Origin of the sequence: Allosalinactinospora lopnorensis, from assembly GCF_000981225.1 — a bacterium.
GTDB classification, from domain to species: Bacteria; Actinomycetota; Actinomycetes; order Streptosporangiales; family Streptosporangiaceae; genus Allosalinactinospora; species Allosalinactinospora lopnorensis.
This window is the reverse complement of sequence record NZ_LAJC01000021.1, coordinates 48,784-67,691: the sequence shown is the minus strand read 5'-3', so window position 1 is coordinate 67,691 and position 18,908 is coordinate 48,784. Positions and strand designations below refer to the sequence as shown.

The window sequence follows — 18,908 nt, the reverse complement described above, 5'->3', positions numbered from 1 at the left end:
AGAACGACCGTTCTCTAGAATCCTGGCGAGTGAGAACAGTCGGTCTCGCCAACGGTCTCAAGTGAGAACGATCGTTCTCACTCGGGGGGAGGAGAACATCATGGGACGTATCACCGTCGGAACCGAGAACAGCACTCCCATCGAGCTCTACTACGAGGACCAGGGCAGCGGTCAGCCGGTCCTCCTCATTCACGGCTTCCCGCTCAGCGGCCACTCCTGGGAGAAGCAGGCCGCCGCCCTGCTGGAGGCCGGGTACCGGGTCATCACCTACGACCGCCGAGGCTTCGGCCAGTCGTCCCAGCCTTCCACCGGCTACGACTACGACACCTTCACCGCCGACCTCAACACCGTCCTGGAAGCCCTGGACCTCACCGATGTCGTCCTCGTGGGCTTCTCCATGGGAACCGGTGAGGTCGCCCGCTATCTGGGCACCTACGGATCCGACCGCGTCGCCAAGGCCGCCTTCCTGGCCTCCTTGGAACCCTTCCTGCTCAAGACCGGGGACAACCCCAACGGTGCGGCGCCCCGTGAGTTCTTCGAGGAGATCGCCGCCACGGTGCAGGACGACCGGTACGCTTACTTCACCGAGTTCTACAAGACCTTCTACAACCTCGACGAGAATCTGGGCACCAGGATCAGCGAGGAGGCCGTCCGCAACAGCTGGAACGTCGCGGCGGGCTCGGGCGCGGTCGCATCGGCGGCGGCTCCCATGACCTGGTTCACCGACTTCCGCGCCGACATCCCGAAGATCGACGTTCCCGCGCTGATCCTGCACGGCACCAAGGACAACATCCTGCCCATCGAGGCGACCGGCCGACCGTTCGCCGAACTGCTGCCCTCGGCGGACTACGTCGAGATCGAAGGCGCGCCCCACGGCCTGCTGTGGACCCACGCCCAGCAGGTCAACGAGGCCCTGCTGGCATTCCTCGCCAAGTAGGGCCACCGGCAGGGGCGGCCTCCCCGGCCGCGGGTGACCGTGTACGCTCCCGCGCACGCGGGGAGGGGTGGACCGCAGGGGTTTAGGTCTCTGACCTGGTGTCATGCGGGGTTTCGGGGGATTCTGGAGAAAGTTGGCCCGTGAGAGGCCCGCGTCGCGCGAACGTGTCGCTGAGCAGGCGATTCGCGGCGTGTTCCTGTTCCTTGAACCAATGGGTATAGGTGGTCAGTAGAACTTCCACGCTGTGGCCCAGGCGTCGCGCGATCTCGGGTGTGGGGATTCCTTCCCCGATGAGCAGGCTTGCGCACCCGTGGCGCAGATCGTAGGGGCGCACGGCCACCTACAGCGCCCGCTCGGCATCGGTCAGGGCCGTAGCGCGAGCACGCCGCCACGTGCGCCGGTAGACCTTGCCGGGTAGGACGTCGTACATCTTGCGCGCGGTGTGGTGCCAGAACAGGCGTCCGTCCGGGGCGCCGCCGTAGGTGGCGATGTGGTGGCGGAGCACGGCCACGGCTTCAGGTGGCAGCGGCACCATGCGGACCGCGTCCTGTTCACGGCCTTTCAGTCCGCGATCTTCACCGTTTTGCCCGTCGTCGGTGTAGGAAGCGTCTACCTCGGTGCGTGAGCCCCCGGCCACGAGTACGCCCCAGCCGGGCGCGGCATCGGGATCGGTGACGTGTTCGGGCCAGATGATGTCCTGATCTCGGATGGCGCGTGTTTCACCGGGCCGGGTACCGGCCAGGTAGGCGAGGGTGAAGAACGCGTGCAGGTAGCGGTCGGTGGGGTTGGTGCTGGTTTCGATGGCGCGCAGCAGCCGCCCGGCTTGCGTGTAGTCGGGGATGGTGCGCGGGTTGATGGCATCGGAGGAGCGTGCCCGCCGTGTGGTGAGCCCGGACAATGGGTTGGCGCCGAGCACGCCCCGGCTCACCGCGTGATCGAGCATGCTGGACAGGACACCGCGCCGACGCCGACGCGTGTCGGATGCGACGGACCCGCAACCATCGACGCGCACGCAGGCGTCATCAAGCAGCGCCATAGCGGTATCGGGTGAGGCGATATCGCACAGCGGACGCGCGACCCGGGCAACCCAGGCCAGGCACGCCGCAGTGGTGTCGTCGGGCGCCGTACGGGCCACGACGCGTTCCTCCTGGCGTTTGGCCGAGGTGTCGACGTCAAACGACAGGGCATAGGCTCCCAGCGCCGAGCGCGCACCGCCGCCATACTTCCCGGTGGCGGATCCTTACGCACCACTGTGTCATCGAGCGCAGCCATGACCAGCCGCACTAGGTTGTCCCGAAGTGTGCGCCGGGTGTTGCCCGCATCGGTGGCGCCCCGGGCATGACGCGCGTAGGACACCGCTGCCTCATACACCGACTCCGCCGAGCGAGCCCAGGAGAGCGGTTCACCGGTCACGGTCGAGAACGTCTCACTATCACGCGCCGCACTGATCAGCGCCCGCTCACGGTTGCGCGCCAGTTCCTTAGTTTTGAAACTCTTCGAGCGTTTCGCGTCCTCCACCCGCCACCGCAGCTCCCACGGCTTAGACCGCCCTTTGCGTTCCCGGATCGTCCAAAATTCTAATTCCTGCCCGCGTTCGGTCTTCACTCAGCGGCTCCCATCGCCTAGATTGTTCTGCCCAGCCCATTCTATAAAATCCGCGCGCCGCACACGGATATGACCACCAGGCGAGCGAAACACCCGAGGACCGTTGCCAGTATGGATCCACCGATACACCGTAGAACGATCAAAACCCAGCTCAGACGCCACCTCCGCCACGGTCAGAGTCTTCTTATCCCCCATACAAACCACCCCTACACGGGCCATTCACGGGCCACCAGAAAGCCACCCCACGGGCCAGCCACGGGCCAAAAACCACGACCGAAACCGGGCAAGGAATTTCCGGAAAATGCTTGACAGTGCACGGCCGGCGGGGCCGTACCGAACCCCGACCACCGCCCCTTCGCCCGGCGAAGCCGAGGCGTACATTGACGCGCTTCGCGCGCGGTTTTGCTGTTCCAATGGTGACGGTTTGCGCGGAAAGTACGCGATGAATGAATTGGACGCGCTTCGCGCGCAGTGTATTCTTGGATTCCAATGATTGCGGTTCCCTGGAAACCGCCGAATCGCTTCGGGATTGCATCCCCTGGAACGCTAGAAATCAACATCGGCCGCTAGCTGTTTCTCGCGGGCGACCTGGTCGCGGTACTCGATGATGGTTTCTTCGTGGTCGCGTTTCATCGATTCGACGAGCATCGCGTCAACCGACTTGGCGTATCCGCGCCCGACGTAGCGCCACTGGCCCACGATGACCGTGGATTCCTCGCCCCCAGCGCCCCACACATCGGTCTCGCCCGAACTCTGGCGCTGTTGGGCACGCCAGGACCGCCGCACCGCCCGCAACGCCCCCATGGTCACGCTGTAACGGCGGCTCTTGGTGGCGAAGTGGCCCCGAAACCCCAGCGTGTGCGCCCACTGGCGAAGCCGTAAATGTGCGAGATCGGAGCGCCCGCCGAGGTTCCACGCGGTTTCGACCATCCGGGCCAAGTGCGCCCCCACCGCACGCCGCAGCCACCCCCGGCGCAATCGGCGGATGCGTCGCGCCAACACCGCACCCGCCCCGGCAATGTCGGAGGCGGTCTTGGTGGCGTACTTGGCCACATAGGCCGCCGTGCGCCGAGGATCGCTACTGGGGCCGTTGCTGATGTCAGAGACGTCGTACTGCGGCCCCCATGCAGAAGTGCGCAACTGCCCATCGGGCGAAGGCAACGCTACGGAGACCGTCGGCACCACCCGATCAAGCGCGGAACGCAGCAACCCCACTGACGCCCAGGACGGGGGAGGCACCACCGCCGAGGACCCATCCGGATCGACGCCATCAAGCCGGACGACTACATGCAGGTGCACCAGCCCACGCTTTTGGAACTCGGCCACCTTCACATAGGAGACCCGAAGGAAGTCACGCAGCCCCGCCACCGTCACCCGATGCCCCAGCGCATCCGAGACCAGAGGCGCCAGAGCACGGTCAATCCCGATACGCGTACGGCGCCACAGTTCGCTCACGCTGGAGTTCCACAGCACCGCGCCCGTGTAGTCATAACACCCCGTACAGAGCGGAGTCCCCACCACCGGATGATCAGGATCGTGCACCAGCCCACACCCGAGAAGACGCCCATGGGGGCACCGCCGCGCACCCGAGCGAGGACGACACCGCCCCCCATCCGCATGTGCCGTATGCACCGCCCCGAAGCTGGGCGCCGTCAACGTCACAAACATCGTGGGATGCTCCACCACCGACTCCGGAACCGCCGTCGACACCCCCGAGGACTCCGCCGCCGCAGGCTCCACGCGCCCCGACAGCCCGGCGTTCACCAAGTGCCACATGTCGCGGCGATACGTCTCCGCGCACGACGGGCACACTGAGGCCCGCCGATCCCCACACGCCACCAGAAGAGTTCCATCCGGAGCGTCCCGCGTGGAGGTTTCGGCCCGCACTTCCCCCGAGGACACATCCACCGCCGCAGCCGAGCCCGCAATCCGCACCGGATGCGAACAAAACCCCGCCCGCTCCACCTGGTTCTGCCACTCGGGAAAGTCGACACGACCCGCCCGATCGAACAACGCCCGCTCTGTCACCAACTCCGCCACAGGCACCCCCGTCGCCCTGAACCGCCCTCACACGAGGAGAACCGCGTTCCTCATGCAGCCTCAGGTTGCGACCCCCACCAGAGTTACCGCACGGTAACTTAGGGCGGATTCCGCGATATTGGCGAATTCGTCACCGGAACATCGGGCCATCTACCGGATCCGACTCGAACCACAGGCATTACCCGTGGTAGCGCCCCATTCGGCAGCGGCAGGGAGAGTGCATGGCCGTCCCCGGAACACGTCCGCAATCTGCCGGTAGAGTCCTCACGCGGCCCGCGCTTGCTCCAATGCGACCCGGTACTCACGAGTCCATTCCGCGTCCCGTTGTTCCGGGGGCAGACCGTCCAGTCCAGCCCGGAGGTTGGCCGCTGCCTCGGCGTGATCCTCTAACGCAAGGTGGACAAGGCCCATACCATACGGGAAAAAGTGGGAGACAGCCAATAGGCGGTATCCGGTGCCTCCGTGTCCGCCGCTTCGTCGGCAAGGTCGGATGCATCCCCCAACAGCCGCCGGGCCGTCTCACGTTCCCCAAGAAGCGCGTACCATGTGCCGCTTGGACCGCGTCCCCGACACGTTGCAGCGGCGCCGCTCCGGGCGTGTGGTACGCGGCGGAAAACCACCGCACGACAGCCCGGGGCCGTCCCTGTTGGCGCGCTAGGTAGCCCTTGAAGTTGGCCGCTTGCGCAACTAGCGGACCGTCGTCTAGGTCGTCGGCGCGTTCCTCTGCTTCTGTGAGGTAGCGAACAGCGTCCCGGTCATTGCGTGCTTCGGCATGTAGCCAACCCAGGAACTGCACGTATTCAGCGGCCACGTAGCGAAGCGCATCTGCATGCGGGCCGCGAGCCTCACGCGCCAGTTGTTCCACAGATTCCCACTGTGCTGCTGTAGCCGGAAGCATCGTGGTAGCAGGAAGGGAGTCGTCTAGTCGGCGTTGCGCCGGGAGTACGTCTGTGAGCGCGGCTACGGTGCCGGCGTCCACACGTGAGGGTGCGGCAAGGCTGTGGGCGATGCGGTCGCGGTCATCCTCGTTCATCGATGGTGAGATTACGCGTTCAAGCTCGTCCCGAGTAATGCCGAGGACCGACATGAGGTGGGGCAGCCAGAATGTTGGTACCCGGCGCCCATTCTCCCAGCGGTAGATCTCTTGGCGCGTCAGCGTGGCGCGTCCCGCCTCCTGACACAAGGCGTCGGCCAGTTGCTGTTGCGTCCAACCGAGTGACTTGCGGTGTCGCTTGAGCATTCGGTGGATGGTCTCGGGAGCCATGAACCCATTGTGGCTTATCAAGGCTGGCCTACAAGTGGCCTACTGCTGGCCGATCCCACGACCCGCCTTTACGGAGAAGAGTGGGGAAACACGAGACCCCCGCGACGGATTCCGGCCCGTCCGGGGGCATGGCCACCAGCTAACGGGAGCTGATGACAGTGAACAGTCTGCCACCACGCCGAAGCGCGCGAGTCCGCCCCTACCTGCTTGTTGTGGAACGCCTGCATGCCGCACAGGCCCATGCGTTCGGCCAGTTCGCGGGCGTGGCGCTCCTGATCAGTCTGGGGGTTAGCCGGTGAACCCCTCTTACGCGCACTTGAACTTTCTTGTGCTGTCCACCGGGGAGGCAGCGCGGGTACTGGGCATCGATCCGTCCACGATGCGTCGATGGGCCTACGCGGGACGCATCGCCTATGTCACCGATCCCAACGGTTGGTGTCTGTTCGGTATGGGCGACGTCTACGCCCTACGGGATTCCGTGCGGGAGGAGACCCGGTGACCCTCACCTATACGGAATGCCACGCGCTCAGGGACCTTATTGACGAGCTGATCGCGGCCACCGATGACAACACCTACTGGCTCGGCCCGGTACGCGATACCTCTCTTGAACTGCGCGAACTTCTCACGGGCCACGATGATGAGGAATTTCCGATGGTGGACCCAATCTGGGCCAATTGGGAATGCCCCGTAGAAGAGTGCCGATTCTCTGCCATCCAACCCATAGACCACCCTTGCCCCCTTTGAGTTGACCACAAAAGCGGAAGACAGCCCCGGGCCAACGTCACCGCACACGACCCCCACGACCCCCACGGCCACCACGCCCCTTACTCCAGCCGTGGTTGCCGTGGTCCACCCCCGCACGTCACCCCCTCCTAGGTGGCGTGCGGGGGCACCAGCCGTCATCCCACAAGGCGACACGCGTAGAACCGGCAGCACCCGGGGCCGTGCTGAGGAGACGCACCTACCCCGGGTAAAAGGAGACTCTTTCCGGGGGAGCACCAAAACACGACAGGAGGCTCACGTTGGACATGGAGGACCGCCCCGAATTCAAGACGGATGAAGATATTGCGGATGCGCTGTTTGACGCGGTTTCGGAAAGTCTTCGGGACCACAAGGACACCAGAGCGACTAAGGCCGACCTCCGCGCGTCACTCGTCCGGGCCGACGAGTCCTTTCAAACGCTCCACGAATGGATCGCGGCGGGAAACCCACTTCCGGAGCCGTGGCGCAAGCATTACACGCCACTTGAGTAACGGGCCGTGCGCCAACGGGGGCCGTACGGCCCCGGGGCCGTGTCGTAACCCTCCCTGCGACGCGGCCCCGGTCACCACAACGAGAGGAACGAGGAACCGTGACCGCTACTCCCCTCGAACAGACAACCACTCCGACACTGGACACACTGTGGCTGGATCTCACGCGAAAGTGCCAGCTCGCATGTACCCACTGCTATAACGACTCCGGCCCCAACGGCGAGCACGGCACCATGACGCGAAACGACTGGTTTCGGGTGATCTACGACGCGGCGGCACTGCGCGTGAGCCGACTTCAGATCATTGGAGGGGAACCGACGACGCACCCGGATTTCGCGGAGCTGGTAGACCACGCGCTGAACCGGTGGTTGACCGTGGAGGTGTTCAGCAATCTCGTGCACGTCTCCCCGAAATGTTGGGAACTGTTCCAACGAAAGGGGGTCAGCCTCGCTACGTCCTACTACTCCGACGACGCGAACCAGCACAACGCGATGACGAACCGGCGGAGCCATGGGCGGACGCGGGCCAACATCGCGAAGGCAGTGAAGCTGGGTATCCCGCTTCGCGTTGGGATCATCGCGGCGGACGACGGACAACGCGTGGACGAAGCGTGGCGTGACCTTGAGTCGTTGGGCGTAACGCGAATCCACGTCGACCACGTTCGTCCCTTCGGGCGTGGAAGCCATGGCGAGGAACCCGACGCGTCCCACTTGTGCGGGCAGTGCGGAGCAGGCAAGGCGTCAATCGACCCTCATGGGGCCGTCTCCCCGTGTGTCTTCTCCACATGGTTGAGCGTGGGCAACGTCCAGGACACTCCGTTGCGCGCTATCGTGGCTGGCACTGAAATGGACCAGGCCAACGCCTCCATACGGGAAGCCGCCGGGACAGGTCTCTGCGACCCGGACGGAGAGTGCAGCCCGGGATACCCGGACAGCGGTTGCAGCCCTAGGAGCTAACCACCATGAATGACCCCCTTCCCGGACCGGAGTTCCAAGCGCTGATCTCGCCGTATACGGGAACCGTGTCGGGAATTCGCCCTACCCGACGCGGCCACAGCACAGACGTTACGGCCGTTATCGACTGCGAGCGCGGGCCGTACTTCGTCAAGGCTGTCCCAAACCGTCCCGGGGGAAAGCGAGACTCTCTCGTCCGGGAAGGGCTCATTAACCCGTTCGTTCAGCCACTCTCCCCGGCTGTGCTGTGGCGGGCCGAGGATGACACATGGACCGCCCTAGGCTTCGAGGTCATTGACGGACGAGCGGCTGACATCACCCCGGGTTCCCCCGACCTCCCCACCGTCGTGGACATCGTGAACCGTGTTGGGAACCTGCCGCTGCCCGACGTGGCCTACGACTGGCCGGAAACCCGCTGGGACCGTTTCACGGCAGACGACTCAGAAGCTGCTCTACTTCGCGGGGACACGCTCCTCTATACCGACATCAACCCGAGTAACTTCGTGATCGGGAAAACGGACACATGGGCCGTTGATTGGTCGTGGCCAACGCGCGGAGCAGGCTTCATCGATCCGGCGGCCTGGTGGTCCAACTCGTTGCGGCCGGCCACAGTCCGGAGGACGCGGAAGCCTGGGCTCAGAAGTGCGACACGTGGACAAAGGCCGACCCGGACGCGGTCAACGTGTTCGTCGCGGCCACAGTGCGCATGCATCGCGCATTCGCGGAGCGGGACCCGGCAGAGTGGCGTAAGGCGATGGTTGCCGCTATCGAGTCATGGGTGGAGTACCGAGGTGTGCCAGTTCCCGCGTAGCGCACCCTCTGCGCTCAATTGTGGATCGGTGATGATTTTCCCTGACAGGTTTTTTTTTCAAGGCCCGCCCGCGCTTCGCGCGGGCGGGCATCGCTACGTTCGCGCAGGGTCGGCCATAGGTCGTGACGCTTGTGCGGACATCCCTGCTGCGCGCCCGGCTTCGTCGGGTGCTCGCAGGGCGCCTGCACCGCGCCCATGGTCTGATCGCTGCATCCGCACCGCCGATCGACAAGTCGACCAGCAAGCTCGCGCACACAGCTGGGTAGGCTCCCCTCATGCAGGAGCAGCCCGCCGACGAGCGCCAGGAGCACCAGGCCCGCCTACTCGCCGTAGAGCTGGACACCAGGGGAAGCACCGTCATCCACTGCGACGACGACACCACCCGCGACCAGGTGCGCACCGCCGCACACCGGGCCAGTGCGATTCTGGGACGCCCGGTTGAGACCAAGGACCTCCACGAAGGCATCGCGGTATGGGACGCCCAGCGCCCCGCCGAGCATCAGCGCACCGACGCCAACGAGGCCAACCGCAGGCTCGATGAGGCATACCGCCGGCGCGGCCCCCTGACTGGTGACCAACCGCCCCCACCGCAGGAACCGGGCCCGCGATGAAGGGGCGGGCGTACCGGATCTGTCCACGTTCGCGCCTCGCGGCGGGGCCCGACGGATCGAGGCCGGGTACGGAAAAACGCGGTGGAGCCCAAGGGCCCGCACCTCGCCACCAAGCTTGATGGCCCCGATCCTCCCGCCACGATGCGCTCTGCGTGGCCGGATCCGTCCACCCTCACCGCCGCTCACACCGCCCAGCCCACCGACACCGAACAAAGCGCGGGCACGCCACGGCGCGGCATCAAGCCACACCGCAACGTTCGCCTCGACCCCAGGTCACAGCGTCGCACCCGAGGCCCAAGGAACAGCGTTCCTGGCCCGTGTATGGCCCGCGAAGGTTAAGCAACGACGCCTATGGACGCCCACGCATGCAACACCACCACCGACCGCTCACCCTGGCCGCAGTATCGCCGCAGGTCAACACCACCGGTCGTGACATGCGAAAGGGCGCCACCCCGATAGGATGACGCCCCGAACCCCGTCCCCTCCCACGCGGGGATGGTCCCCGGACCACCTACAACCCGTTGGGCACCGATTTCTGCTCCCCGCGCACGCGGGGATGGGCCGGGGAGGCTAACCGCCGAGCATCACGAACCGCTGTCCGGGTGGGCGTCGGTGTGGGTGGAGCCCGCGTTGGCGATCAGGTTGCGGACCAGGGTGACCAGTACCTGTTTCCCGGAGGTGCGGCTGCGGGCGTCGAAGGAGAGGACGGGAACGCCCGGGTCGAGGTCGAGGGCCTCGGCGAGCTCGCCGGACGGGTGGTCCTCGGCGTCGTCGAACCGGTTGGCGGCGACGACGAACGGGATCCCGCGCTTCTCGAAGAAGTCGATCGCCTGGAAGGAGACCTCCAGCCGCCGGGTGTCCGCGATGACCACCGCGCCGAGGGCGCCGCGCGCCAGTTCGTCCCACATGAACCAGAACCGGTCCTGCCCCGGGGTACCGAACAGGTAGAGGATGAGGTCGTCGCGGATGCTGATCCGGCCGTAGTCGAGCGCGACGGTCGTGGTGCTCTTGTCCTCGAGACCGCTGGTGTCGTCCACACCCACCCCCGCCTGGGTGAGGTCCTCCTCGGTGCGCAGTGGGCGTACCTCGCTGACGCTGCCGACGAAGGTGGTCTTTCCGACACCGAAACCGCCGGACACCAGGAGCTTCAACGCTCTCAAGGGCCGGGCGTCCGAGTCGTCGGCGGGCCGATCAGAGTGCTTTGAGTCCATCGAGTATTTCCCTGAGGGTATGGATGGTGGGGCGCTCGTCCGACCGGTCGGGTTCGTGGATCACCACCAGTCCGTGGTCGAGGAGGTCGCCGAGGAGGACGCGCAGCACGCTCACGGGAAGGTCGAGCTCGGAACCGAGGTCGGCCACCACCTTGGGCCGGCGGCACAGCCGCAGGACCGAGCGGTGCTCCGGTCCCAAGAGCCTCGGATCGGTGTCGATCTCGGGGGCCACGGTCCGCACGACGGCCAGCATGGCGAAACTGCGCGTCGGCCGGGTCCGTCCGCGCGTCACGGCGAAGTTCCGGACCAGCGGCCCGGCTTCGTCGTCCAGCCATTCGGAGCCCTCGTGGTCGCGGGCGCCGTGCCCGGTCCTCATTGGGTCGGGCGGTCGGAAGTGCGCACCTCGACGGACAGGTGCTCACCCATCCGCTTCACCAGGCGCGCCATCTCGTAGGCGATCAGTCCCAGGTCTCCGTCGGAACCGGCCAGAACCGCCAGGCAGGCACCGTCCCCGGCGTCGATCACGAACAGGAAGGTCGAGTCCATCTCCACGATGGTCTGGCGGACGCTGCCGCTGTCGAAGTGTCTGCTGGTGCCGCGCGCCAGACTCTGGAAGCTGGAGGCGAGGGCCGACAGGTGCTCGCCGTCGTCGCGGTCGAAATCCTCCGAGGTGCCGATGAGCATACCGTCGTTCGACAGCACGATGGCGTTGCGGATTGCTGGGACCTGCTCAACGAGCGTGTCAAGCAACCAGTTGATCGATGTGGCGGGTGCGTTCACTGGTCTCCCCCGGCATTGTCGTGTTCCTTCTGCGAGGGCGGATCGCCCGTGGGGTGCTGCTGATCGGGTTCTTCGTTGCGCCCGCGGGTCCAGCCGGACTGGAGCGCGGACATCATGGAACGCGTCTGTTCCGGTGACCTTTCCTGGGGCTCCGCGGGCCCGGTGGCCGTCTCCTCGGGGGCGTCCTGGAGCTGTGGGACCAGGTTGGCCTGGCGGACGCGCCGCGGCAGCCGGCCGCCGGTGTCGGGGAGGCGCCCGCCGGGGACGCCTTCCGGTCGGGGCGGGGCCGGTGCGGTCCCGCTGCGGTGGGCGGAGCCGCGCTCCAAGGCGGGCTGCTCCGGGGGCGCCCATACCGAAGGGCGTGTCTCCGCCGCGGGCGGACCCTCGGCGGAGCCTTCGCGCTGCTCCTCCTCGTTCCCCCTGATGGCGGGACCTTCGGTGAGGATCGTGCGGCCGAGCAGGACGATCGCGGTGATCCCCCCGTACGGGGATTCGCGCAGGCGCACCTTCACGCCGTGGCGCTTGGCGAGCGTGCCGACCACGAAAAGGCCGAGTTCGGTGCGTTTGGCGAGGTCCAGCTCCGGCGGGTCGGCCAGCAGCGCGTTCGCGTCGGCGAGGGCCCGTTTCCCCAGCCCCAGGCCGCTGTCCTCCACCTCGATCACGAAGCCGTTGGCGACGTCGAATCCGCGGACGGACACGTCGTTGGTGGGCGGGGAGGCCTGGGTCGCGTTCTCGATGAGTTCGGCGAGCAGCCGCATGACGTCGGTGACGGCGTTGCCGGCGATCCGCGTCGGCGGCATCGGTAGGACGGTGACCCTGTGGTAGTCCTCCACCTCGGTGCTCGCGGCGCGCACGATGTCCTGGACCGGCATCGGCCTGCTCCACACCCGCCCCGGTTTGGCCCCCGTCAGGATCAGCAGGCTCTCGGCGTATCGGCGCATACGGGTGGCGAGGTGGTCCAGGACGAACAGGTCCCCCAGCTCATCGGGGTCGGTGACCCTGCGTTCGAGCTGGTCGAAGAGTTTGAGCTGGCGGTGCAGCAGGGTCTGGTTGCGCCGGGCCAGGTTCACGACGACGTCGTTGATGTTCTCCCGCAGCTGGGCCTCGCCCGTCGCCGACTGGATGGCGACCATCCTGGCCTCGTCGAACGCCCGGTTGAGTTCGTCGAGTTCGCGCGTGCGGGCCTCGAACGCTGGCGCCGACGGTTCGAGGTCGGCGGAGGTGAGGGGGTGCCCTTGGCGGAGGAGACGGACGATGTTGGGCAGTTGCTCGCCGGCGACTTTCTGGACCTGCGTCTTCAGATCCCTGGTCTCCTTGATGAGCCGGCGGCCGGTGCGCACCGTGAAGGCGATGGAGAGCACCACACCGGCGAAACCGACCAGCGCGGCGGCGCCGGCCCGGACGAGGATGCCGGTCGCGGTCGGCAGCGACGCGTACTGGAGATCCTCGGCGGTCATGAGCTCCAGGTCGCGGACCTGGTTCATGACGTTCCCGGTCGCCGCCTCCCAGGAGCTCGCGGTCACCTCGGGTGGGACCTCGCCCGGTCCGGCCTCGATGACCGCGTCCTCCATGCGGCGCAGCCGCTCGGCCGCGGGGCTTTCCGTGATCGCCCGGTACCGTTCGAGGCTCTGCTCGGGCAGGTTGATGACGGCGCTTCGTAGGACGCCTCGACCGCTCCGATCTGCTGAACGAACCGGCTGTGCGCCTCGGCGTCGAGCCGGCCCTCCGCGATCCCCGCCGCGAGCAGCGCGTCCTCCTGGGCGAGCAGGTCGCGGGAGGCCGTGGTGCGGGCGAGCGACTGCAGTTCCTCGGTGGTGCCGAGGTCCTCGAGGAAGGTGAGCGAGGACAGGATCCGGTGGGTCGTGGTGATCAGTTCCGTGTAGAGGTCGAACACCTCCTGCCAGCGCGCGGTGCTCTCCTCGACCAGGGCGCGGGTGGAGCCGAGCTCCTCGACGTCGGTGAGGATCTTCTCGGTCAGCGCGCGGGTCTTCGAAGGCGCGATGTCCTGGACGCCGTCCGCGGCGGCCACGGTGCGGAATTTCTCCATCGCCTCCCCTGTCTCCGCGCGCCGTTCCGCGAAGTCATCGCCTCCCTCTTCCGGGTTCGCGAGGTGCACGAGGGCGGCTCGGCGCTCCGCCGCCAGGGCCGAGCCGAGCCTTCGGTGGGAACCCCGACCTCGGGCTGCAGTCGCTGGAACGCGAGGAGGTCCATCCCCGACGGCGCCGTCACGAGAACCGAGAACCCCCACAGCGGTACGAGTGCGAGCAGGGGGACCAGGACAAGAGCGAAGATCCGGACGCGGATGGAGCGTAGGCGGGGGGTGCGCATGGCGCTTCGTTGCTCCCAAATCTGAGAATCGCAGGCGGACCCCGGGAGGGGGAGCGGCTCACTTTAGAGAACGCGGGCATCCTCTGATGGTTTCGCGGCGAATGTCTAGAAGCGGAGAGTAGTCATTTTCTGTCGATGAGTTTTTGCCTGGACAGCCTCATCGGAAAGCACGTTCCGTTCGCGGATCGGGTTCGGCGCCGGGCGCAAGAAGGGCCACTGGAAGGGGCCGGCGGCCGCCGGGGACGGGAGTCCGCAAGCGCCGGGCGCCCCGCGCGCCTCGGTCCCGGGAAGGAAGCGCCGCCCTGACCGTGGCGGCGTAGTGCGCGGCTCGGCGACGCCGCCTACCCTCCTCACACACCTGGAGTCCGAATCACCTCGCTCTTCCAGCGCTCCCTCGGCACCGACTTCGACCGGCTGCCCCCCAGCTCCAGCGCAGGTTCTCCGTCGGACTCGGCGCCGGCGAGGTGTGTATCGGACGCGGCACCATGGGCCGCGTCTGGCACGGCAGCTCCTTCGTCGAGCCTTTCCTCGCTCTGGGGGCAGCCGCAACATCCTGGTCCCCAAGGCGGGCCGCGATGTACCCTTCACAATCGAGAACGTCCCTTACCGCGACTCCTACGGCAGGGAAACCGTCACCTTCGTGCGGACGTTCGCCTTCCCCGACCGTTCCCGGCGGTTCGACGCCACCATGGTCTTCAGCCCGGAGCGCGGCTGTATCGTCGACTACCTTGGAACCCACCAGCACCTGGCCAGTGACCCCCACGCCGGGGTCGACGACGAGGGAGCGATCATCATCCGCTCGGGCCGGCAGCGCTTCCGCGAGGGGATCATCGACGTTCGCGTTCCGGAGCTTCTCAGCGGCAGTGCCACGGTCCGCGAGTCCTACGACGACAGGACCGGCCGCTTCCGCGTTCAGGTCTCGGTCGGCAACCGGCGTTTCGGCCCGCTCTTCGGGTACCACGGCTCCTTTACCGCCGAATACGTCGCCCTGGCCGGCGCGCTCCGCCCCGGCCTGCGCCCCGCACGCGAGGAGTCCCGCGTATGAGCGAGCAGACGCGCACGAAGCTCCTGGCGGGCGCCCTTGAAACGCTGGTGGAGAACGGTATCGCCAAAACCTCGGCCCGCTCTGTCGCGGCGGCCGCCGGAGTGAACCAGGGGCTCATCTTCTACTACTTCGGCAGCGTGGACGAACTGCTCGCGGCGGCCTGCCGGTACGGGGCCGAGCAGCGGGTCGCCCGCTACCGGTCCCGGTTCGCCGAGGTGGAGACGCTCACCGAGCTCCTCCGCCTCGGACGCGAACTGCATGCGGAAGAGCGCGCGGCCGGCCATGTCGCCACGCTCGCCGGCCTCGTCGACGTCCACGGGCTGTCCCGAGCCCTGGCCGCGGGGTTCGTCGGTCTGGAGCTCTACGAGGGCGTGGACCCGGACGGGACCCAGCGCGCGCTCGCGGCGTTGGAACAGCTCGGCCACCTCGTCACCGCTCTGCAGGATCTCGGCCCGGTGGCCCAGAGCGCGGTCCGGATGCGGATGCGGCGGGCGGTCGCCGCTCGGGGCGACGCCCCGAGCTGAACCACGGAGTCCCCTCCTGGATGCTTCCTGGCGCCCATTGAACATGAGAATTTTTCTTATTATTAAAGTAACGTCGTTCGGTTTGTGATTCGCGTTGAAATCGATTCGGATGCTTTGTCCGGATTCTGGTTGAAATGTTGGATTTCTCCTATATGCGCCCGGTGTGTATCGGCCGGTTGTCAGCGGCAGGGTGTGGCGGCCCAAACAAGGCGATACTCCGGGGGGGGGGTCCGGATTCCTGTTCTTCTGCGGCGTCTGCGCCCCTGGTTGCCGGGAGCTCTATTGAAAAACAACGTTTCTGATTATTTTTCCTTCAGGCTCAGAGGCTGGCATAGCGGTGGGACGTTTTGGTGGCCGGAGCGATCTGTGACACCTCTTGCGAGGAGGAGCCGCGATAGCTCCGCGCTTCCCCGGTCAGTGGACAGGAGCGTCGCTGGACGTGTTGGCCGCAGTAGGACAACAGTGTGGCAATTAGCGGGTGTGGAACCAATCGGGCTGGCTAGCCTGTCGTATTCGTCAATGCCTCGCGGCGCAACTTAGCGGGGCGGACCACCAAAGAGGTAAAGGGGTCGGGATGGATTCGACAACGACATTCGCATTGGCCGAGAACGCGGCGAAGGCACTGGTTCGGGCCATGGTCGCCGAAGGCTGGGAGGCGGCGCGCGACCGGTTCGCGGGTCTGTTCGGTTCGGCCAGGGAGGCGGCGGTGGCGGAGCTGGAACAGGCGCGCGGCGAGGTCACGGGCAGCGGGGGGTTGGCCGTCGATGTGGAGGTCGAGTGGTGCACCCGGCTGCGCCGCCTGCTCACCGCTACTCCCGCCGTCGCTGGGGAGGTGCGCGCCATCCTCGACGAGTTCGCCTCCCGGCAGGATGAGGCCGGAGTGTCCAACACGATGGAGACGAAACCCTCCGGTCCCGTGATCCAGGCCCACACCATCGCAGGCGGGGTCAGCGCCATCAGCTACAGCGGCGATCACATCGACTTCAGCAACGCGATCTTCGAGGGACCGGTAACGGGCACGACCCACGCATAGGTCCTGTCATCGTAGGCCAGACCGAGGCGGTCTCCCGTCTGGAGAAAATAAGCAGGTCACTCAATGGATCATCCCCCTGGCGCCCCGTCCCACGGCGGCGGGCACATCAATTTCGGCCATGGGACCTTCCATGAAAACGCTGGAGGACCTGGCTGCCGCGCACCTGCTCATCGACCATCCGCACGGCCGGTGGTCGATGCACCCGCTCCTCGCCGACTATGCCCGCCACCACCCCGCCGCACCTCCCGATCGCTTTCAGGCCCGCGATCGGCTGCTCACCTACTACACCGTTATGACACAGGACGCCGATGCGCATCTGCGTGCCCTCCCCGGTGATCCTGTCCCCGCAGTGTTCGTCGACCGCGGACGGGCTCTGGCACGGCTGGACGCCGAACGTGCCAACCTCATCACCGCTGTCGAGACCGCCCACCACAACGGCCTGACCTCCATCGCCGCCAGCCTGCCCCGGGCCCTGGCCACCTATCTTGACTGGCGGCGCTACTTCGAGAACTGGGAGGCCGTCTATCACATCGCCCGCCGCACCAACGACCGTCATGGCGAGGCTCGGGCGGCCGCCAATCTCGGTCTCGCTTTGGCAGAGGTGGGGCGGGTAGAGGAGGCTATCGCTGTTCACGCTCGTGCCTGCACCTTGTCCGCCGAGGTCGGAGATCACCACCGCGAAGCCAGGGCGTGGCATGGTCTCGGGCTGGCGCTGCGCGACAACAAGCAGGAACGCGATGCGGCCGCCGCTCTGGGGCGCGCGGTAGCGCTGTACGCCGCAACCGACGACCACCGCCGGCACGCCATCGCCCAAGGTCTCGGCAGCATCCAGAACCGGCACGGCTACACCAGAGGCGGGACCGGGCCACTGAAGCCCCTCGCTTAGCGCGACATGTTCACCGCGGGCGCGGGGCACGATGTTCGCGGAAGCCCGGAAGACCCGTCCAAACCCTGACGACTACGCTCGGTACGCGCTGGGGTCTCCCTTTCCCGCCCCGGGGCCGCACCGCCCGCCCGCGCGTACACGCCCGGCATCCTCGACGCCGTCCGCCGCGGCGGACGGTACCTGGAAGGCGGGAGCGCGCCTTACCCGGCGATCACCGGACCGGCGGTCCGGGTACGCGGGCGCAACCGGACCATTACGTCCTGGTGCGGACGCAGCGAGATCAGGGGAGCGCCGTAGGCGAGGTCGGCGTCCGGGGTCAGACTGAGCTCGAACCGCTGGCTGATCATGCTGATGATCATGCGCAGCTCCAGCATCGCCATAAGCTGGCCCACGCACAGCCGGGGCCCTCCGCCGAACGGGAAGTAGGCCATGCGGGGCCGCTTCCGGACCGCCGCGGGAGCGAAGCGCAGAGGGTTGAACGTGTCCGGGTTCTCCCAGTAGCGCGGATTGCGGTGGGAGACCAGCGGCGAGAGCAGCACGTTGGAACCGGCCGGGATGCTGTGGCCGCCCACGGTGTCGTCCCCGAGCGCGCCGCGCGGGTAGGCCCAGATGGGGGGATACAGCCGCAGGCTCTCCTCGATCACCATCCGGGTGTAGTCAAGGGAGTCGACGGTCTCGATGTTCGGCGGGGCGCCGCCGAGGACCTGGTCGATCTCGCTGTTCAGCTCCTCCTTGGCCCAGGGGTGCTCGGCGAGGGACACCAGCGTCCAGAACAGTGCGACGGCGGTGGTCTCGTGCCCGGCCAGGTAGATGGTCACTAGTTCGTCGCGGATCTCCCGGTCCGTCCAGTGCTCACCGGTGACCGGGTCGACGGCCTGTTTCATCAGCGAGGTGAGGAAACCCCCGCCGGAGACGGTGTGGCTGTCGCGCACCTCCCGGACGACCCGCTCCAGGATCTCGTCGATCCGGGCGATCTTCTTGTTGCGTGCGGTCGGCAACCAGGAGGGAAGCAGCTCGGAGACGGTCCCGCGCTTGAACATCACCTCGACGACACCGTCCGCGAGCTGCTTGAGCTCCTGTGTCGAGGGCTTCACGTCGTGGTCGAACAGCGAACGGCTCAGCGTGACGAGGGTCAGCCGCAGCATCTCGCCGAGCAGGTCGATGGGCTTGCCCGTTCGCGCCTTGACTTCCCAGGTGTCCAGCATCTCGGCCGTGGCCTGGACGACGTTGGGGGCGACCGCGCCCATGGCGCTCTTCAAGAAGGCCGGCTGGACCGCGCGGCGGTGGCCGCGCCAGAAATCGCCGTCGGAGGTGAGAAGGCCCTCCCCCATCACCAGCTTGAACTGGTCGTAGAGCAGCCCCCTGCCGTAGTTCTGGTTGTTGTCCACCAGGATGTGCCGCACGGCGATCGGGTCACTCACCTGGTGGACGGTCAGGGGACCGAGTTTCATGCGCACGATATCGCCGTAGTCGCGCTGCAGGTCCAGCAGGAATTGCGCGGTGTTCCGCTGCCACGGGCCGAGGTTGCCCAGAAGCGGGAGACCTCGGGGGCCAGGGGCGGGGGTGACGGGGGTGCGGTTCGGCTGTGCGGTCTTCGTGTCTCGTGTCATGTGTGTACTCGTTTCGTTCT

General features: G+C 66.9%; 18 protein-coding genes and 2 pseudogenes. 10 read left to right on the top strand and 10 right to left on the bottom strand.

Translation table 11 applies throughout. The features are described 5' to 3' along the window. The first annotated feature begins 100 nt into the window (after window positions 1–100). On the top strand, window positions 101–937 hold the full coding sequence (locus VS93_RS10185) for an alpha/beta fold hydrolase (protein ID WP_046469716.1): 837 nt from the start codon (window positions 101–103) through the stop codon (window positions 935–937). Between the two features lie 340 nt (window positions 938–1,277). Here VS93_RS10185 and VS93_RS29050 read toward each other — a convergent pair whose 3' ends face one another. The 4 genes from VS93_RS29050 to VS93_RS27950 all read right to left on the bottom strand — a co-directional run bounded on the left by VS93_RS29050 (window position 1,278) and on the right by VS93_RS27950 (window position 5,822). After that, complete coding sequence (locus VS93_RS29050) at window positions 1,278–2,072, bottom strand: hypothetical protein (RefSeq protein WP_156184767.1); 795 nt, start codon at window positions 2,070–2,072, stop codon at window positions 1,278–1,280. Window positions 2,073–2,542: 470 nt separating this feature from the next. Continuing rightward, window positions 2,543–2,737, bottom strand: coding sequence for a helix-turn-helix transcriptional regulator (locus VS93_RS33340; protein ID WP_201776595.1), 195 nt, complete (start codon window positions 2,735–2,737; stop codon window positions 2,543–2,545). A 351-nt stretch (window positions 2,738–3,088) separates the two neighbouring features. Then, window positions 3,089–4,570: a replication initiator gene (locus VS93_RS32925; protein ID WP_046469739.1), complete on the bottom strand. Its 1,482-nt coding sequence runs from the start codon at window positions 4,568–4,570 to the stop codon at window positions 3,089–3,091. Window positions 4,571–4,883: 313 nt separating this feature from the next. Further along, window positions 4,884–5,822 carry a helix-turn-helix transcriptional regulator gene (locus tag VS93_RS27950; RefSeq protein WP_236700461.1) on the bottom strand — a complete coding sequence of 313 codons (939 nt, stop codon included), beginning with the start codon at window positions 5,820–5,822 and terminating at the stop codon, window positions 4,884–4,886. 319 nt (window positions 5,823–6,141) lie between these two features. On the opposite strand from VS93_RS27950, the gene VS93_RS29045 reads away from it, so the two are divergent. The 5 genes from VS93_RS29045 to VS93_RS10150 all read left to right on the top strand — a co-directional run bounded on the left by VS93_RS29045 (window position 6,142) and on the right by VS93_RS10150 (window position 9,471). Beyond that, a complete protein-coding gene (locus VS93_RS29045; RefSeq protein WP_156184766.1) occupies window positions 6,142–6,345 on the top strand; it encodes a helix-turn-helix domain-containing protein in 204 nt (67 codons plus the stop codon). Continuing rightward, window positions 6,342–6,590, top strand: coding sequence for a hypothetical protein (locus VS93_RS10170; RefSeq protein WP_046469715.1), 249 nt, complete (start codon window positions 6,342–6,344; stop codon window positions 6,588–6,590). Before VS93_RS29045 ends, VS93_RS10170 begins: the two co-directional genes overlap by 4 nt. Window positions 6,591–6,874: 284 nt before the next feature. Beyond that, entirely contained in the window at window positions 6,875–7,099 is a 225-nt protein-coding gene (locus VS93_RS10165; protein WP_046469738.1) for a hypothetical protein, read from the top strand. 98 nt (window positions 7,100–7,197) lie between these two features. Beyond that, the gene (locus VS93_RS10160) at window positions 7,198–8,052 is read left to right on the top strand and encodes a radical SAM/SPASM domain-containing protein (RefSeq protein ID WP_046469714.1); all 855 of its coding nucleotides are present in this window, start codon (window positions 7,198–7,200) and stop codon (window positions 8,050–8,052) included. A gap of 1,083 nt (window positions 8,053–9,135) precedes the next feature. Next, window positions 9,136–9,471 (top strand): hypothetical protein, encoded by a 336-nt coding sequence (locus VS93_RS10150; protein WP_046469713.1) that lies wholly within the window; start codon window positions 9,136–9,138, stop codon window positions 9,469–9,471. Window positions 9,472–10,055: 584 nt separating this feature from the next. Here VS93_RS10150 and VS93_RS10145 read toward each other — a convergent pair. From VS93_RS10145 to VS93_RS10125, 5 genes and pseudogenes are all read right to left on the bottom strand, one after another. After that, complete coding sequence (locus VS93_RS10145) at window positions 10,056–10,682, bottom strand: GTP-binding protein (RefSeq protein ID WP_046469712.1); 627 nt, start codon at window positions 10,680–10,682, stop codon at window positions 10,056–10,058. Next, entirely contained in the window at window positions 10,663–11,058 is a 396-nt protein-coding gene (locus VS93_RS10140) for a DUF742 domain-containing protein (protein ID WP_046469711.1), read from the bottom strand. The genes VS93_RS10145 and VS93_RS10140 overlap by 20 nt, the downstream gene beginning before the upstream one ends. Next, the gene (locus tag VS93_RS31405) at window positions 11,055–11,462 is read right to left on the bottom strand and encodes a roadblock/LC7 domain-containing protein (protein ID WP_046469710.1); all 408 of its coding nucleotides are present in this window, start codon (window positions 11,460–11,462) and stop codon (window positions 11,055–11,057) included. The genes VS93_RS10140 and VS93_RS31405 overlap by 4 nt, the downstream gene beginning before the upstream one ends. Beyond that, window positions 11,459–12,220: an ATP-binding protein gene (locus VS93_RS32920; protein WP_338022718.1), complete on the bottom strand. Its 762-nt coding sequence runs from the start codon at window positions 12,218–12,220 to the stop codon at window positions 11,459–11,461. The genes VS93_RS31405 and VS93_RS32920 overlap by 4 nt, the downstream gene beginning before the upstream one ends. 738 nt (window positions 12,221–12,958) lie before the next feature. Continuing rightward, a pseudogene (locus VS93_RS10125) lies at window positions 12,959–13,578 on the bottom strand (nitrate- and nitrite sensing domain-containing protein); the annotation flags it as partial. Window positions 13,579–14,254: 676 nt separating this feature from the next. Between VS93_RS10125 and VS93_RS10115 the strand changes: the two are divergent. The 4 genes and pseudogenes from VS93_RS10115 (at window position 14,255) to VS93_RS10100 (ending at window position 17,278) form a co-directional block, all read left to right on the top strand. Next, a pseudogene (locus tag VS93_RS10115) lies at window positions 14,255–14,835 on the top strand (DUF4166 domain-containing protein). Beyond that, window positions 14,832–15,359, top strand: a complete 528-nt coding sequence (locus VS93_RS10110) for a TetR/AcrR family transcriptional regulator (RefSeq protein WP_046469707.1) — start codon at window positions 14,832–14,834, stop codon at window positions 15,357–15,359. The pseudogene VS93_RS10115 and the gene VS93_RS10110 overlap by 4 nt, the downstream one beginning before the upstream one ends. Window positions 15,360–15,933: 574 nt before the next feature. After that, the gene (locus VS93_RS10105) at window positions 15,934–16,392 is read left to right on the top strand and encodes a hypothetical protein (RefSeq protein WP_046469706.1); all 459 of its coding nucleotides are present in this window, start codon (window positions 15,934–15,936) and stop codon (window positions 16,390–16,392) included. A 130-nt stretch (window positions 16,393–16,522) separates the two neighbouring features. Beyond that, a complete protein-coding gene (locus VS93_RS10100; RefSeq protein ID WP_052745658.1) occupies window positions 16,523–17,278 on the top strand; it encodes a tetratricopeptide repeat protein in 756 nt (251 codons plus the stop codon). 200 nt (window positions 17,279–17,478) lie between these two features. Here VS93_RS10100 and VS93_RS10095 read toward each other — a convergent pair whose 3' ends face one another. Further along, window positions 17,479–18,888, bottom strand: a complete 1,410-nt coding sequence (locus VS93_RS10095) for a cytochrome P450 (protein ID WP_052745657.1) — start codon at window positions 18,886–18,888, stop codon at window positions 17,479–17,481. Between the last annotated feature and the right edge of the window lie 20 nt (window positions 18,889–18,908).